The organism is Pseudomonas sp. FH4, from assembly GCF_000510915.2.
Lineage (GTDB): Bacteria > Pseudomonadota > Gammaproteobacteria > Pseudomonadales > Pseudomonadaceae > Aquipseudomonas > Aquipseudomonas brenneri.
The window spans coordinates 1-15,461 of record NZ_AOHN01000005.1 but is presented as its reverse complement, the minus strand read 5'-3'; the positions used below and the strand labels follow the sequence as shown (position 1 = coordinate 15,461).

Sequence of the window (15,461 nt, the reverse complement as noted above, 5' to 3'; positions counted from 1 at the left end):
GTTACTGAATGCTGTAGCCGCCGTCGATCACCATATTGGCGCCGGTGATCATCTGGGCCGCGTCACTGAGCAGGTACAACGCCAGCCCGGCGATTTCATCCGGCTGGGCAAAACGGCCCGCCGGGATCTGCAATTTGGCCCGTTCGCCCACCTCGCCCGCCCAGGCTTTCTTGCCCAGGGCGGTTTCGACGATGGTCGGGGAGATGGCATTTACATTGATGTGCGGTGCCCATTCCATGGCCAGTACCTTGGTCATGCCGACAATCGCCGCCTTGCTCGCGCAATACGCCACGTGCCGGTCCAGGCCGATCACCGCTGCCTGGGAGGCCAGGTTGACGATGCGCCCGCTGCCTTGGGCCAGCATGTATTTGGCACAGGCCTGGGCTACGAAGAAGCTGGCCTTGAGGTTGATGTCCAGGGTGATGTCCCAGGCGTTTTCGCTGACGTCGATGGCCTTGTCCAACATCACCACGCCGGCGCTGTTGACCAGGTAGTCCAGGCGTTTGAAGTGCGCGAACACGGAGTCGATGCTGCTCTGCACCTGGTCCAGCAGGCGCAGGTCGACGACGATCCCCAGATGCCCGGCGCCGAGGCTGGCGGCGACTTCGGCCACGGCCGGATCACGGTCGAGCAAGGCCACGCGCGCACCACGCTCCACCAGCAGGCTGGCACACGCCAGGCCAATCCCCGCGGCCCCGCCGGTGATCACGGCGCAGCGGCCACTGAGGTCGAAGGCTTGGTTCCAGAATCCAGACATTGGTTTAACTCCATTCTCAAAAACAGTGGAGATCAAATGTGGGAGCTGGCTTGCCTGCGATAGCATCGACTGGGTAACCCTGATACACCGAGGTGCTCGCATCGCAGGCAAGCCAGCTCCTACACTGGGCTGTATTTCAACTCAATATTTATTTAGTGCCACTGACCTGCTGGTACAGCGCATCCGCATTCGCAGTGGTCACGGGCACCCACGGCAGGATGTAGCTCTTGGCGGTGCCGTCGCCCCATTGCACGTCCTTGGCATAGCGCTCCCAAATCACGGAGCGCGGCTTGTAGTCCTTGCCGGCCAGGGCGCGCAGGGCTACGTCCAGGGCGCCTTGGGATTGCGCCTGGGCGTCTTGCAGGAAGGTGGTGATTTCGTTTCTCTTCGCAGCCTGGATGGCATCCGGCATGCCGTCGATGGACGTCACCGGTACTTCGGTGGGCGTCAGTCCGCGGGACTTCACCGCTTGCAGGGCGCCGAGGGCCATGTCGTCGTTTTGCGCGATGATCCCGGAGATGCCGCCATTGGGATGGGCATTGAGCCAGTCTTCGGTCAAGGCCAGGGCTTCGGCCCGGGACCAGTTGGCGGTCTTCATCTCGATAATCTTGATCTGCGGGTGCTTGTTCAGTACCTCCATCTCGCCCCGTTCCCGGTCGATCTGGGCCGACTGGCCAATCGGCCCCTGGATGATCGCCACATTGCCCTTGCCTTTGAGCTGCTCGACCATGGCCTGGGCCTGGAGCCGGCCACCCTCGACGTCATCGTTGCCCACGTAAGGAATCTTGGGGTCTGCCAGCTTGGCATTGGAGGCAATCACCGGGATGTCTTCGGCCATTGCCCGGGTCACGGTGCCGATGCCGGCCTTGGTATCGATGGGGACAAACAGGATCGCATCGAAGCGCTGAGTGATCATGGTTTCGATCTGGTTGTTCTGGGTCAGCGCATCGTAGTTGCCATCGAATACGGTGATTTGCACGCTGCCGTCCTTGACCGCCGGGTGCTCTTTGAGTTCGCGCACCCAGTTCTGCATGAACTGGCCCTTGAGGCCGTAGACGGCGGCGCCGATCTTGTAGGGCTTGCCTTCGGCGGCCAGGGTGATGCTGCTGGCGAGCAGGGTGAGGGCCGCAACGGCGGCAAATGATGTAGCGAATTTCATGATGAGAACTCCGTTTATTGTTGTGGTCGTTCAGTTCGTTTCAGAGGAAAAGCGACTAGCGTTTTTTCTTGCGCCACACGTCAATCAACACCGCGAGCACGATGATCAGGCCCTTGGCGACTTGCTGGTAATAGGAGGACACACCGAGCAGGTTCAGGCCGTTGTTGATCACCCCGATCAGCAGGGCGCCGAACAGCGTGCCGACGATGGTGCCGACGCCGCCGGACAGGCTGGTGCCGCCGATCACCACGGCGGCAATCGCATCCAGCTCATAAGACATGCCGGCCTGGGGCAGGGCGGAGGTGGTGCGTGCTGCCAGAACGACACCCGCCAGGCCCGCCAGTAGCCCGGAGACCACGTACACCGAGAACGTCACCTTGCGCACCCCAATCCCCGAGGTGCGTGCGCTCTTTTCGTTGCCGCCTACCGCGTAGATATAGCGCCCGTAAGTGGTGTAGCGCAGCACCATCCAGAAAATCAGCGCGACCACGGCAAAGATGATCACCGGCACGCCAATCGGCCCGAACTTGCCGATGCCCAGGGCCAGGTAGGCATCCGGCAAGTCAGTGACCGGGCTGCCGTCGTTGAGGATGAAGGTCATGCCCCGGGCAATGCTGAGCATGCCCAGGGTCGCGACGAAGGGCGGGATCGACAGGTTGGCCACCATGAAGCCGTTGACCACCCCCAGCATCGCGCCGGCAAACATCCCGGCGCTGACGGCGGCCAGCAAGCCGTAGCCCTGGGTCGCGACCAGGGCGCTGCACAGGCCGGCGAAGGCGAGGATCGAGCCCACCGAGAGGTCAATGCCCTTGGTCAGGATCACATAGGTCATGCCTACAGCGAGGATGCCGTTGATCGAGGTCTGGCGCAGGATGTCCATCCAGTTGCGCCAAGTCATGAAGTATTCGCTGGAAAACGCCATGACCACGCACAGCAGGATAAACACCAGCGGCAGGCCAAAGCGGTCGAGGGAAAGACGCAGGCGGCTGCGCGCGGGGGTGGTCAACGGAGCGGCAATGGTTTTGGCGTTCATGAGGCAAGACTCAACAAGGCTTCCTGGGAAAGGGCGGTGTCGCTGCTGATAGTCACCAGTCGGCCACCCTTGAAGACGGCGATACGGTCACTCAGGTGCAGCAGTTCCGGGGCTTCCGACGACACCACGATGGCCGCGCCACCGGCGCGCACGAACTGGTCCAGCAAGTGATAGATCTCCTGCTTGGCGCCTTCATCGATACCCCGGGTCGGCTCATCGCACAGCAGGCACACCGGTTGGGTCGACAGGCATTTGGCAAGCACCACCTTCTGTTGATTGCCGCCGCTCATGGACGCCACCGGCAGGTCCAGGGAGGTGGTCTTGATTTGTAGGCGCTTGACCATGTCTTCGGCCAATTGGTTTTCCTTGCGCGCATTGATCAGCGACCAGCTCGACAGCTGCTTGTACGCCGATAATGCGATGTTCGAGAGGATGCTGGAGCTGAGCACCAGGCCACTTTCCTTGCGGTCCTCGGTAACCAGGGACATGCCCGCGCGGATGGTCGCCTTGGGCAGCCCGATGGGCATCGGCTTGCCTTGCAGGGTGACGCTGCCGGCATCCGGGGTGGTCAGGCCGTAAATGCAGTTGAGGAACTCGCTGCGCCCCGAGCCCATCAGGCCATAGATGCCGAGGATTTCGCCCTGGCGCAATTGCAGGCTGATGTCCTGGAACTCGCCGCTGCGGCTCAGGCCCTGGACGTCCAGGCAGCACTCGGCGGCGCTTTCACGCCCGGCCTTGTGGTCGATGCGCGTCAGCTCCTGGCCGACAATACCGCGCACCAGGTGGGCGCGGTCGATATCGGCCATGCGTCCGCTTTCGACGAAGGCGCCATCGCGGAAGATGCTGTAGTCGTCGGCGATCTGCGCCAGCTCGCTGAGACGATGGGACACATAGACGATCCCGGCACCGCGGGCAGTGAGGCGGCGGATAGCCTTGAACAGGGTTTCGGCTTCACGCTCGCCGATGGCGGAAGTGGGTTCGTCCATGATCATCACCTGGCAGTCATGGCTGAACGCCTTGGCGATCTCCACCAACTGGATCTGCGCCACGCTCAGGCGGTGCATGGGGGCGGTGGCCTCGACCTCGAACTCCAGGCTTTCCAGCAACTCGCGGGTGCGCCGGTTCAGTTCCTTGCTGTCGACGATGCAGCCGGCGCGCCGTGGTTCGCGGCCCAGCCAGATGTTCTCGGCGACGGTCATGTAAGGGATCGGCTCCAGCTCCTGGGTGATCATCGCGACCCCCGCCGCCAGCGCTTCGCTGGGGCGATGGAAATGCACAGGGGCGCCATTGAGCAGGATGTTGCCGGCATCACGCTGGGTGATGCCCATCAGGATGCTGAGGAATGTGGATTTGCCGGCGCCGTTGCCGCCGCACAGAGCATGCACGCTGCCGGCCCGCAGCGAGAGGCGGCCGTCACGCAGGGCAGGGATGCCGGCGTAGGCCTTGGCGACGTGTTCAGCCTGGAGCAGTAATGGCGTAGCCATCGGCGTGTCCTCGTGCTGTGAATTCTTATTAGGTACACAGTCGTGTTGCTGCGTGATCATATGTGTACCAAATGAAATTCTGATCAGTCAATCTCTTTCACTGAAAACTTGTAATTGCCTGCCATCTCTTATTTCGTGGCGTTTTAGAGGGGTTTGACTGGCGGGTCAGTTAAAACGTGCTTGACAGTTGCGAGGGAATATCCGAGAAATGACTGATAGAAATTTCATCGAGTGATCATATGATCAGTCTTAAGTTTCACCACGGCAGCGGAGCCTAATGTCATGAACTCACCTTTCCCGGTGGCTATCGGATGTGACGAAGCAGGTTATGAGCTCAAGGAGCTGTTGAAGCGCCATATCGAGGCGTTGGGGTATCCGGTGACCGACTTTGGCACCCATTCCACGGCGCCCGTGCTCTACCCGGACATTGCACTGGCAGTGGCCACGGCCATCAACGCCGGGCAACAGCGCCTGGGGGTGCTGGTGTGTGGCACGGGCATCGGCATGGCTATCTCGGCCAACAAAGTCCTGGGGATTCGCGCGGCCCAGGCCCACGACACCTATTCGGCGGAGCGGGCGCGCAAGAGCAACGATGCGCAGATCCTGTCCATTGGTGCGCGGGTGGTCGGGGCGGAACTGGCCAAGAGCATCGTCACTGCGTTTCTGGCCTCGGAGTTCGAGGCGGCGCGTTCCGGGGCCAAGGTCGAGCGCATCAATGCCATAGAGCGTGATGGGCATCAGTAGTGGACGTGGTGGGGCAAGAGTCGGGAGAATGCGCCTTTGACGCCGAAACGGAAGCCCGTCCCCATGAGTGACAGTACCCTGCGCACCGCCAGCGATATCGATCTGATGACCGAAGTGGCGATGCTCTATTACCTTGAGAACGTCACTCAGGAAGCCATCGCCAAGCGCTTTGACCTGTCCCGCGCGAAAGTCAGCCGGCTGCTCAAGCGTGCGCGCGATGAAGGGATTGTCGAGGTGCGGGTGTTGCAGCATCCGGCAATGAACAATGAATTGGAGCAGGCGCTGGTGGAGCGCTTCCAGCTGGACCGTGCGTTGATCGCGGTCGATCACAGCGACGCCGACACCCAGCGCTCCGCCGTGGCCAGTCTGGTGGCCAACTACCTGAACAAGACCCTGGGCGACGGCATGATTGTCGCCGTTGGCATGGGGCGCAATGTGGGGGCGGTGGCCGATAACGTGTTTTTGCCGGTGACGCGCAACTGCACGTTTGTCTGCGCCATTGGCGGTTCGCTCAAGGCGGGTGAATACATGAACCCCGACCATATCTGTCGGCGCCTGGCCCTGCGCTTTGGCGGCGAGAGTGAAAGCCTGTATGCCCCGGCGCTGGTCGCCAATCCGGAACTGCGCAGCATCTTGATCAGCAACGACACCGTGCGCTCGACCCTGGACCGCGCGCGCCGCGCCGATATGGCGCTGATCGGCATCGGTGACATGAGCGAAAACAGCAATATGGTGCGCATGGGCTGGTTCTCACCCCAGGAAATCGCCCAGGCGCGTTTGTCCGGCACGGTGGGCGACATGATGGGCTACGACTTTATCGACATCCACGGCCAGCCCGCGGTCAACGCCATTCAAGGGCGGGTGATCGGCTTGACGGTACAGGAGCTGTTCCGTATTCCAGATGTAGTGGCAATCGCCAGTGAAAACACCAAGGCTGCGGCGACGCTGGGGGCGTTGCGCTCGGGGGTGATCAACACCCTGGCAACCACGGTAACTAATGCCCACACCATCCTGGCGCTGGACGACGCAACCCGCAAAACCTGAGCCGCCTCCTATCAAAATGTGGACACTGGCTTGCCTGCGATAGCATCACCGCAGCGTGACTGATACACCGTGGCGTATGCATCGCAGGCAAGCCAGCTCCTACAGGCTTCGTGCGCCTGCTTTTACAGATCTTGTAATAGTTTTAAATTGTAGGAAATTTGTATTTCGGCTGTAGGATTAAAGTCCTTTTCTCACTGCAGGACTTGCATGAACACCCTCTCGGAGCCCCCCAGTCGTCTTTCCCCAAGACCTCTACTGTCGTTGTTCCCGCTGAAACATCCTGTATTCCGACTGCTAACCTATTCCCGGTCACCTGATCGCGTTTTGCCATGCCCGGCATTCTGAATATCAAATAAAGAGACAGAGACTTTTATATGGAATGGTTAGCGGATCCAACGGCCTGGCTCGGCCTGTTGACCTTGATTGTGCTGGAACTGGTACTGGGCATCGACAACCTGGTGTTTATCGCGATCCTGGCAGACAAACTGCCGCCGGAGCAGCGCGACCGTGCGCGGTTGATCGGTTTGTCCCTGGCGCTGATCATGCGCCTGGGCCTGTTGGCGAGTATTTCCTGGTTGGTGACCTTGACCCAGCCGTTGTTCGAAGTGTTCGACAAGAGCTTCTCCGGACGTGACCTGATCATGCTGTTCGGTGGTGTGTTCCTGTTGTTCAAGGCCACCATGGAGTTGCATGAGCGGCTCGAAGGGCATATCACCGAACGTACCGGCAATGCGGCCTACGCGATGTTCTGGCCGATCGTGGCGCAGATCGTGGTGCTGGATGCGGTGTTCTCCCTCGATGCGGTGATTACGGCAGTCGGGATGGTGGATGAGCTGGCGGTGATGATGATCGCGGTGATCGTGTCCATCGGCGTGATGATCGTGGCCAGCAAGCCGTTGACCCGCTTCGTCAATGCGCACCCGACAGTGATCATGCTGTGCCTGGGCTTCTTGATGATGATTGGTTTCGCCCTGACCGCCGAAGGCCTGGGCTTCCATATTCCCAAAGGCTACCTGTACGCGGCCATTGGTTTCTCGATCCTGATCGAGGTGTTCAACCAGATCGCCCGGGCACGTCGCAAGAAGTCCGCGCAAGGCCTGCGACCGATCCGTGAGCGCACGGCCCATGCGGTCATGCGCCTGCTGGGCGGTCGCAGCCTGGCGGTGGAAGAAGTGGGTGAAGACGTTACCGACCTGCTCGATGGCGGCGATAACCCTCAAGGCCCGCTGTTCGATCGTCGCGAACGGATCATGATCAGCGGTGTGCTGCAACTGGCCGAGCGGCCGATCCGCACCTTGATGACGCCACGGGCGAATGTCGACTGCATCGATCTGGCTGACGATCCGGAGACTATTCGCCTGAAACTGATGCACTCGTCCTACTCGCGTTTGCCGCTGATCCGTAACGGCGCGGTGGATGAGCCGTTGGGCTTCGTGCACAAGAAGGAATTGCTCAAGGAGTACCTGGCCGGCAATGAGCCCAACCTGGAGCACTTGGCGCGTCGGGCGATCAACCTGCTGGACAGTTTCTCGATCCTCAACTCCCTGGAGCAGATGCGCCAGGAGTCGACGCACATTGCCTTCGTGATCAACGAATTCGGCGACTTCATGGGAGTGTTGAGCATGACCGACATTCTTGAGTCCATCGCCGGTGAGTTGCCGGACGCCAGTGAAGTGGAAGGGCCGGACATCGTTGAAGAGCAGGGCGGTTACCGCGCCAACGGTGCGTTGAACCTGAACCTGATTCGCCAGCGCACCGGTTTCCAGGCGGTGGCCACCGAGGATTACCAGACCCTTGCGGGCCTGGTCATGAGCTTGTTGGATCGCCTGCCGGTGGTAGGGGATAGCCTGGAGCACGAAGGTTGGCGCCTGACCGTGGCAGCGGTGGAGGAGCGGCGGGTGACGCAGGTGCTGTTGACCCCTGTTTCGGTGGGTTAACGAGGCTTTGCGCGTTTGGTCGGCACACCTCGGGTGTGCCGCTCGAAGGTTCTCTTCAGGGTCTGCTCCTGGGTCTCCCAGGGGCCGAACCCCTTGAGTTTTTCGACCAGCCTGCCGTTCTTCAGGATCAGCAGCGTTGGTGTGCCGGTCACCTCGGGATGGCGTGGGGTCTGAGTCGTATCCAGCACATAAAGCGCAGCCTGGCGGCGATAACGTCCGGCCACTTTGCTGAACAGTGGCTTGGCCGCACCGCATGCCGGGCACTGGGGCGATACAAAGAGCATGAATACCGTGCGTTGGGTCTCCAGCGCACTTCTATACGCATCCGCGTCGTCGATTACCGTGGTGATCAACCCCATGACAAGCTTCCTTTATGCCCATGGCTGTGTCCTGAACGCTAAGCGAGGCGGGTGAGCGGGTCTACTGTCAGAGTTCACAGGTAGCGCCTCTGATGTGTGCAAATGCGCACTCAAATAGAACCTTCCACCTTCGGTTGGGGCGCACGGTAGCAATCTGCCTGCCGAAGCTTGCGCAATGTTGTGTCGTCGATCCCTGCGTATCTGACTGATTTAAAACTGATTCAAGGCATCGATATTTTTCTGTTACTGGCTGTGGCACACTTTCTGCTGTCTATTCCGTTGTTACATACAAAGTTCCGGTATAGCGGAATACACAACTCCTGGAGTGCTTGTCATGCATCACCGACCTTCCGTGTTCAAAGCGTGTGTTTTTCTCTTCGCCGCGCAGGCGTCTTTTGCAGGCCTGGTGCAGGCGGCAGACGGCAAACTCGACAGCGTGCTCTCCCGTGGGCACCTGATCGTCGGTACAGGCAGTACCAATGCGCCGTGGCACTTCCAGGGAGCGGATGGCAAGTTGCAGGGTTTTGATATCGATATCGGGCGCATCGTCGCCAAGGGCCTGTTCAACGACCCGAGCAAAGTCGAGTTTGTGGTGCAGTCATCCGATGCGCGGATTCCCAACCTGCTGACCAACAAAGTCGATATGAGCTGCCAGTTCATTACCGTTACCGCCAGCCGCGCGCAGCAAGTGGCGTTCACCTTGCCGTACTACCGCGAAGGCGTCGGCCTGCTGTTGCCGGCCAACAGCAAGTACAAGGAAATCGAAGACCTGCAAGCGGCGGGCGACGACGTCATCGTGGCCGTGCTGCAAAACGTCTACGCCGAAGAACTGGTACACCAGGCACTGCCCAAGGCCAAGGTCGACCAGTACGACAGCGTCGACCTGATGTACCAGGCCGTGAACTCCGGGCGTGCCGACACCGCCGCCACCGACCAGTCTTCGGTCAAGTACCTGATGGTGCAGAACCCCGGTCGCTACCGTAGCCCTACCTACGCCTGGAGCCCGCAAACCTATGCGTGTGCGGTCAAGCGTGGCGACCAGGACTGGCTGAATTTCGTCAACACGGCCCTGCATGAAGCCATGACCGGCGTGGAGTTCCCGACCTACGCAGCGTCGTTCAAACAGTGGTTTGGTGTCGATCTGCCGACCCCGGCGATTGGTTTTCCCGTCGAGTTCAAATGAATTGTGAGCGCGGGGCGTCGTTGCTGGCGCCCCGGTCAAGGTATTGCCGACCATGAACTATCAGTTGAATTTTGCCGCGGTATGGCGTGATTTCGACACCTTGCTGGTGGGGCTCGGCCTGGGCCTGCAACTGGCCTTGCTGTCGATTGCCATCGGCTGCGTGATTGGCCTGTTGATGGCCTTTGCCATGCTGTCCAAACACCGCGCGTTACGCATCCTGGCCTCGGTGTATGTGACGGTGGTGCGCAACACGCCGATCCTGGTGCTGATCCTGTTGATCTATTTCGCCTTGCCCAGCCTGGGCATCCGCCTGGACAAGATCCCCTCGTTCATCATCACCCTGTCGTTGTACGCCGGCGCCTACCTGACCGAAGTGTTCCGTGCCGGCCTGTTGAATATTCCCAAGGGCTTGCGCGAGGCAGGCCTGGCGATTGGCCTGGGTGAGTGGCAGATCCGCGCCTATATCACCGTGCCAGTAATGCTGCGCAATGTGCTGCCGGCCCTGTCGAACAACTTTATCTCGCTGTTCAAGGACACCTCCCTGGCGGCCGCGATTGCCGTGCCGGAGCTGACCTATTACGCCCGCAAGATCAACGTCGAAAGCTACCGGGTGATTGAAACCTGGCTGGTGACGACTGCGCTCTATGTGGCTGCCTGTTACCTCATCGCCATGCTGCTGCGTTACCTGGAGCAGCGTTTGGCGATCCGTCGATAAGAGGGGTTTTCCATGTATTGGCTGCATGAGTTGTGGATCGCCCGGGAAACCCTCTGGACTGGGTTCCAGACCAGCGTGTATTGCTCGGTGCTGGCGATTATCTTCGGCACCCTGATCGGCATCGTCGCCGGGCTGGTGCTGACCTACGGCAAGTTCTGGATGCGCGCGCCGTTTCGCCTGTACGTCGACCTGATCCGGGGTACCCCGGTGTTTGTGTTGGTGCTGGCCTGTTTCTACATGGCGCCGGCGCTCGGCTGGCAGATCAGTGCGTTCCAGGCCGGCGCCCTGGGCCTGACGCTGTTTTGCGGCTCCCATGTCGCCGAGATTGTGCGCGGTGCGCTGCAAGCCATTCCCCGTGGGCAACTGGAGGCCGGCAAGGCCATCGGGCTGACCTTCTACCAGTCCCTGGGGTATGTGTTGTTGCCCCAGGCGCTGCGGCAGATTTTGCCGACCTGGGTCAATTCCTCCACTGAGATCGTCAAGGCCTCGACCCTGTTGTCGGTGATCGGCGTTGCCGAATTGCTGTTGAGTACCCAGCAAGTCATCGCGCGGACCTTCATGACCCTGGAGTTCTACCTGTTCGCCGGGTTTCTGTTCTTTGTCATCAACTACGCCATCGAGTTATTCGGGCGCTACATTGAAAAGCGGGTGGCCTTGCCATGAATCAACCATTGCTCAACATCAGCGGCCTGCGCAAGCAATATGGCGCGGTGGAAGTACTCAAGGGCGTCGATCTGTCGCTGCAACGTGGCAACGTCGTGACGTTGATCGGCTCCAGCGGCTCGGGCAAGACCACACTGCTGCGTTGCGTCAACCTGCTGGAAGAGTTCCAGGGTGGGCAGATCACCCTCGACGGTGAGTCCATCGGTTACCGCGATGTCGCCGGCAAACGCGTGCGCCATCCGGAAAAGGTCATCGCCCAACATCGCGCGATGACCGGCATGGCGTTCCAGCAATTCAACCTGTTCCCTCATCTGACCGCGTTGCAGAACGTTACCCTGGGCCTGCTCAAGGTCAAGCACATGGGCAAGGACGAAGCGGTGGCCCTGGCAGAAAAATGGCTGGAGCGCGTCGGCCTCCTGGAACGGCGCAACCACTTCCCCGGTCAGTTGTCTGGCGGCCAGCAGCAACGCGTGGCAATTGCCCGGGCGATTGCGATGAACCCGAGCCTGATGCTGTTCGACGAAGTGACCTCGGCGCTGGACCCGGAGTTGGTGGGTGAAGTGCTCAGTGTGATCAAGAACCTGGCGCAAGAGGGCATGACCATGCTGCTGGTGACCCATGAAATGCGCTTTGCCTACGAGGTCTCGGACAACATCGTATTTATGAACCAGGGCCGGATTGAAGAGCAGGGGCCGCCGAAGGCTATCTTCGAGCGCCCGCAATCACCGCGCTTGGCGGAATTTCTGAAAAATATTCGTTTTTAATCAAGGAGCAACTTTATGAGCATTACTCGTTACGGCGCTGGCAGCACTGCAGGTGGCGGCCAACCCCGCCCGTTTGCCCGCGCGGTGGAAGCGGATGGCTGGTTGTATGTGTCCGGGCAGGTGCCGGCGGTGGAGGGCGAAATCATCAATGGCGGGATTGTCGAGCAGACCCACCAGACCATGAAGAACGTCGTCGCGATCCTGGAAGAGGCCGGTTATGGTCTTGAAGACGTGGTGCGTGTCGGTGTATGGCTGGAAGATCCACGGGATTTCTGGAGTTTCAACAAGGTGTTCGGCGAATACTTCACCCCCGAACATGCCCCGGCACGGGCTTGTGTGCAGGCTAACATGATGGTCGATTGCAAGGTTGAGATCGATTGCGTGGCCTACAAGAAAAAAGGCTAAATGCTCGATCTGAAGACCACTCAAATCCAATCCCACAGGGGATTGGGTGCAAGCCCTATGATTTCCGGACCGAAGACTGCCATGACCGAAGACACCATCAAACGCCGCGCCAAAGGCCTCGACCGAGCGTTCGATATCCTCGATTTTCTCAAGGAAGTCGGCCAGCCCCTGCGCCCCAACGATATCGCCAGCGGCATCGGCAGCCCCAAGTCTACGGTCTATGAGCTGGTCGCGTCCCTATTGGAGCGGCGGATTCTCGAAGCGGTGGGCAAGGACGGCCACGTCTACCTGGGCCGTCAGCTGTACTTCCTCGGGCAGGCCCACTTGCGTCATTTCGACCTGACCCGCGAGGCCGATCACGCCCTGCAGGAGATCGTCAGCCAGACCCATGAAACGGCGCAGATGTGCCTGCTCAACGGGCGTAAATACACGGTGGCGCTGATGCGCGAGGGCGAGCGGCATTTCCGCATTTCCTCGGACATCGGTGAGAACGCGCCAATCCCCTGGACGGCTTCCGGGCGCCTGTTACTTGGGCACTTGAGCGACCAGCAGATTATCGACTTGATCGACCACGATGACTTCATCCTGCCGGACGGCCAGCGCCTGCCCCTGGAGACTTTCCTCGGGCAAATCCGCCAGGCCACGGTCGATGGTTTTTTCTCCTTCGACAGCGTCGCCGACACCTTTACCCACTGCTTTGCCGCCCCGGTACGCGATGCCCAGGGTATCGCCATTGCGACCCTGTGCATCGTCGCTCCACGGGCCGACGCCAAGAACAACTACAACGACTATCGCCGGGTGCTGATCGAAAGCGCCAACAATCTGGCCCGGCGCATCAACGAATAGCAAAACGGAGTAACCCCATGTCTGCCTTCAATGCTGTTGAAAAAGGCGCTGCTGCCAGCGGTGCCCACCTGGTGCGCGACGTCAGCCTGCCAGCCCTGGTGCTGCACCGTGCTGCACTGGAACACAACATTCGCTGGATGCAGGACTTTGTCAGCAAAAGCGGCGCGCAACTGGCGCCCCATGGCAAGACCAGCATGATGCCGGCGCTGTTTGAGCGTCAGTTGGCGCAAGGCGCCTGGGGCATCACCCTGGCCACGGCAGTACAGACTCGCGCGGCCTATGCCGGCGGGGTGCGTCGGGTGTTGATGGCCAACCAATTGGTGGGCGCACCGAACATGGCGTTGATCGCCGAGCTGTTGGCTGACCCGGGTTTTGACTTCCATTGCATGGTCGACCACCCGGACAACGTGGCTGACCTCGGTGCGTTCTTCGCTGCCCGTGGCCTGCGCCTGAACGTGATGATCGAGTACGGTGTGGTCGGCGGGCGCTGTGGCTGTCGCAGCGAGCAAGAGGTGCTGGACCTGGCACGGGCGATCAAGGCCCAGCCGGCCCTGGCGCTCACGGGTATCGAAGGTTACGAAGGGGTGATCCATGGCGAGCATGCCATCCGTGGTATCCGCGAGTTTGCCGCGTCCCTGGTACGCCTGGCGGTGGATATGCAGAACAGCGGTGCCTTCGACCTGGGCAAGCCGATCATCACGGCTTCGGGTTCGGCCTGGTATGACCTGATCGCCGAGTCCTTCGCCGCGCAAAATGCCGAGGGGCGTTTCCTCAGCGTGCTGCGCCCTGGCAGCTATGTGGCCCACGACCATGGCATCTACAAGGAGGCGCAATGCTGTGTACTCGACCGGCGCAGCGACCTCAGCGAAGGCTTGCGCCCGGCCCTGGAAGTCTGGGCTCATGTGCAGTCGTTGCCGCAGCCGGGGTTTGCGGTGATTGCCCTGGGCAAGCGTGACGTGGCCTATGACGCCGGCTTGCCGGTGCCGCTCAAACGCTACAAGGCCGGCGTGCTGCCGGCGGCGGGCGATGATGTGAGTGGCTGCAAGGTCACGGCGGTGATGGACCAGCATGCGTTCATGAGTGTGGCGGAGGGGGTTGAGCTGCGCATTGGCGACATCATCTCCTTTGGCACCTCGCACCCGTGCCTGACCTTCGACAAGTGGCAGGTGGGGTGCCTGGTGGATGAGCAGTTGCAGGTGGTTGAGTCGCTGCGCACCTGCTTCTAGACCGCGGCCCACCGTAGGAGCGAGCTTGCTCGCGAAAATCGTCAACGATAGCGCTGGCTATCTGACAACCCGTGGCGATCTTGAGTTTTTCGCGAGCAAGCTCGCTCCTACAGTGGAGGTGTATTTGGAGATCTGTGACATGAAGCCAATCCCCCGCATCGCCCTGATCGGCGAATGCATGATCGAATTGCAACACCGCGCCGACGGCAGCCTGCAACAGAGCTTCGGCGGCGATACCTTGAACACCGCCGTCTACCTGCGCCGCGAACTCGGCGCACACAGCACGGTGGACTACGTCACCGCCCTGGGCGATGACAGTTTCAGTGATGCCATGTGCCAGCAATGGGCCGCTGAAGGTCTGGGCCTGGAACAGGTCCAGCGTCTGCCGGGGCGCCTGCCGGGTTTGTATTGCATCCAGACCGATGCCAGCGGTGAGCGTAAGTTTCTCTACTGGCGCAACGAAGCGGCGGTGCGCGACTGTTTCACCACGCCTGCGGCCGAACCGATTCTAGCTGCCTTGCCGAGTTATGACGTGTTGTATTTCAGCGGTATTACCCTGGCTGTATTGGGCGAAACAGGGCGCGAACGCCTGTTGGCGGTCTTGGTTGAAGCCCGCCAGCGCGGTGCTCGGGTGGTGTTCGACAATAACTACCGTCCACGTCTGTGGGCCGGTGTCGAAGCTGCTCGCGCGGCCTATCGGCAGGTGCTTGCCCATGTGGATATGGCCTTGCTCACCGAGGACGATGAACGGGCCTTGTTTGGCTATGTCGACAGCGAGCAGGTGTTCGCCGCCTACCCGGACATCAGTGAAGTGGTGCTCAAGCGCGGGGCGGATGATTGTCTGATTCGTTGTGGCGCTGAACGTTTCGCGGTGCCGGCGGTGGTGGTCGAGCAGGTGGTGGACACCACGGCGGCGGGGGATTCGTTCAGCGCGGCGTACCTGGCCAGCCGGCTGCGCGGTGGTTCGCCGCAAGAGGCAGCCTTGGCTGGGCATTGGCTGGCGAGCCGGGTGATCCAGGTTCCGGGGGCGCTGATTCCCAGGGATTGAGAGTGTAAGGTCGCCTGCGGCGGATCGCGGGCAAGCCCGGCTCCCACATTTTGGACTGCCCCCGAAAAGTTGGACAGTTTCAGCTAGCAGCCTC

Annotated in this window: 16 protein-coding genes; 11 read left to right on the top strand and 5 right to left on the bottom strand. The window is 60.7% G+C overall.

Annotation, left to right across the window (positions count from 1 at the left end):
• Nucleotide 1 precedes the first annotated feature (1 nt).
• The 4 genes from H097_RS03075 to H097_RS03060 form a co-directional block, all read right to left on the bottom strand.
• Complete coding sequence (locus H097_RS03075; RefSeq protein WP_032857237.1) at nt 2-757, bottom strand: SDR family oxidoreductase; 756 nt, start codon at nt 755-757, stop codon at nt 2-4.
• 148 nt (nt 758-905) lie between these two features.
• Entirely contained in the window at nt 906-1,916 is a 1,011-nt protein-coding gene (locus tag H097_RS03070) for a substrate-binding domain-containing protein (protein ID WP_032857235.1), read from the bottom strand.
• 55 nt (nt 1,917-1,971) lie between these two features.
• Nucleotides 1,972-2,949 carry an ABC transporter permease gene (locus H097_RS03065; protein WP_032857234.1) on the bottom strand — a complete coding sequence of 326 codons (978 nt, stop codon included), beginning with the start codon at nt 2,947-2,949 and terminating at the stop codon, nt 1,972-1,974.
• Complete coding sequence (locus H097_RS03060; RefSeq protein ID WP_032857233.1) at nt 2,946-4,433, bottom strand: sugar ABC transporter ATP-binding protein; 1,488 nt, start codon at nt 4,431-4,433, stop codon at nt 2,946-2,948. Before H097_RS03060 ends, H097_RS03065 begins: the two co-directional genes overlap by 4 nt.
• Before the next feature lie 282 nt (nt 4,434-4,715).
• Here H097_RS03060 and rpiB point away from each other — a divergent pair, with 282 nt between their 5' ends.
• The 3 genes from rpiB to H097_RS03045 all read left to right on the top strand — a co-directional run bounded on the left by rpiB (nt 4,716) and on the right by H097_RS03045 (nt 8,158).
• Nucleotides 4,716-5,177, top strand: coding sequence for a ribose 5-phosphate isomerase B (rpiB, locus tag H097_RS03055; protein WP_032857232.1), 462 nt, complete (start codon nt 4,716-4,718; stop codon nt 5,175-5,177).
• A gap of 63 nt (nt 5,178-5,240) precedes the next feature.
• Entirely contained in the window at nt 5,241-6,221 is a 981-nt protein-coding gene (locus tag H097_RS03050; RefSeq protein WP_032857231.1) for a sugar-binding transcriptional regulator, read from the top strand.
• 374 nt (nt 6,222-6,595) lie between these two features.
• Nucleotides 6,596-8,158, top strand: coding sequence for a TerC family protein (locus tag H097_RS03045; protein ID WP_032857229.1), 1,563 nt, complete (start codon nt 6,596-6,598; stop codon nt 8,156-8,158).
• Here the strand turns inward: H097_RS03045 and H097_RS03040 are convergent.
• Nucleotides 8,155-8,517 carry a thioredoxin family protein gene (locus tag H097_RS03040; protein ID WP_032857228.1) on the bottom strand — a complete coding sequence of 121 codons (363 nt, stop codon included), beginning with the start codon at nt 8,515-8,517 and terminating at the stop codon, nt 8,155-8,157. The two genes, H097_RS03045 and H097_RS03040, sit on opposite strands and share 4 nt — an antisense overlap.
• Nucleotides 8,518-8,851: 334 nt before the next feature.
• Here H097_RS03040 and H097_RS03035 point away from each other — a divergent pair, with 334 nt between their 5' ends.
• The 8 genes from H097_RS03035 to H097_RS03000 all read left to right on the top strand — a co-directional run bounded on the left by H097_RS03035 (nt 8,852) and on the right by H097_RS03000 (nt 15,367).
• Complete coding sequence (locus H097_RS03035; protein WP_032857227.1) at nt 8,852-9,700, top strand: transporter substrate-binding domain-containing protein; 849 nt, start codon at nt 8,852-8,854, stop codon at nt 9,698-9,700.
• A 52-nt stretch (nt 9,701-9,752) separates the two neighbouring features.
• On the top strand, nt 9,753-10,415 hold the full coding sequence (locus H097_RS03030) for an amino acid ABC transporter permease (RefSeq protein WP_032857225.1): 663 nt from the start codon (nt 9,753-9,755) through the stop codon (nt 10,413-10,415).
• Between the two features lie 12 nt (nt 10,416-10,427).
• Nucleotides 10,428-11,078 (top strand): amino acid ABC transporter permease, encoded by a 651-nt coding sequence (locus H097_RS03025; protein ID WP_032857223.1) that lies wholly within the window; start codon nt 10,428-10,430, stop codon nt 11,076-11,078.
• Nucleotides 11,075-11,842: an amino acid ABC transporter ATP-binding protein gene (locus H097_RS03020; protein ID WP_032857222.1), complete on the top strand. Its 768-nt coding sequence runs from the start codon at nt 11,075-11,077 to the stop codon at nt 11,840-11,842. The genes H097_RS03025 and H097_RS03020 overlap by 4 nt, the downstream gene beginning before the upstream one ends.
• A 15-nt stretch (nt 11,843-11,857) precedes the next feature.
• Nucleotides 11,858-12,247 (top strand): RidA family protein, encoded by a 390-nt coding sequence (locus tag H097_RS03015; protein WP_032857221.1) that lies wholly within the window; start codon nt 11,858-11,860, stop codon nt 12,245-12,247.
• Nucleotides 12,248-12,328: 81 nt separating this feature from the next.
• The gene (locus H097_RS03010; RefSeq protein WP_032857219.1) at nt 12,329-13,093 is read left to right on the top strand and encodes an IclR family transcriptional regulator; all 765 of its coding nucleotides are present in this window, start codon (nt 12,329-12,331) and stop codon (nt 13,091-13,093) included.
• Nucleotides 13,094-13,110: 17 nt separating this feature from the next.
• Complete coding sequence (locus H097_RS03005; RefSeq protein ID WP_032857216.1) at nt 13,111-14,319, top strand: amino acid deaminase; 1,209 nt, start codon at nt 13,111-13,113, stop codon at nt 14,317-14,319.
• Between the two features lie 139 nt (nt 14,320-14,458).
• Nucleotides 14,459-15,367, top strand: coding sequence for a sugar kinase (locus tag H097_RS03000; protein ID WP_032857214.1), 909 nt, complete (start codon nt 14,459-14,461; stop codon nt 15,365-15,367).
• Nucleotides 15,368-15,461: the final 94 nt, after the last annotated feature.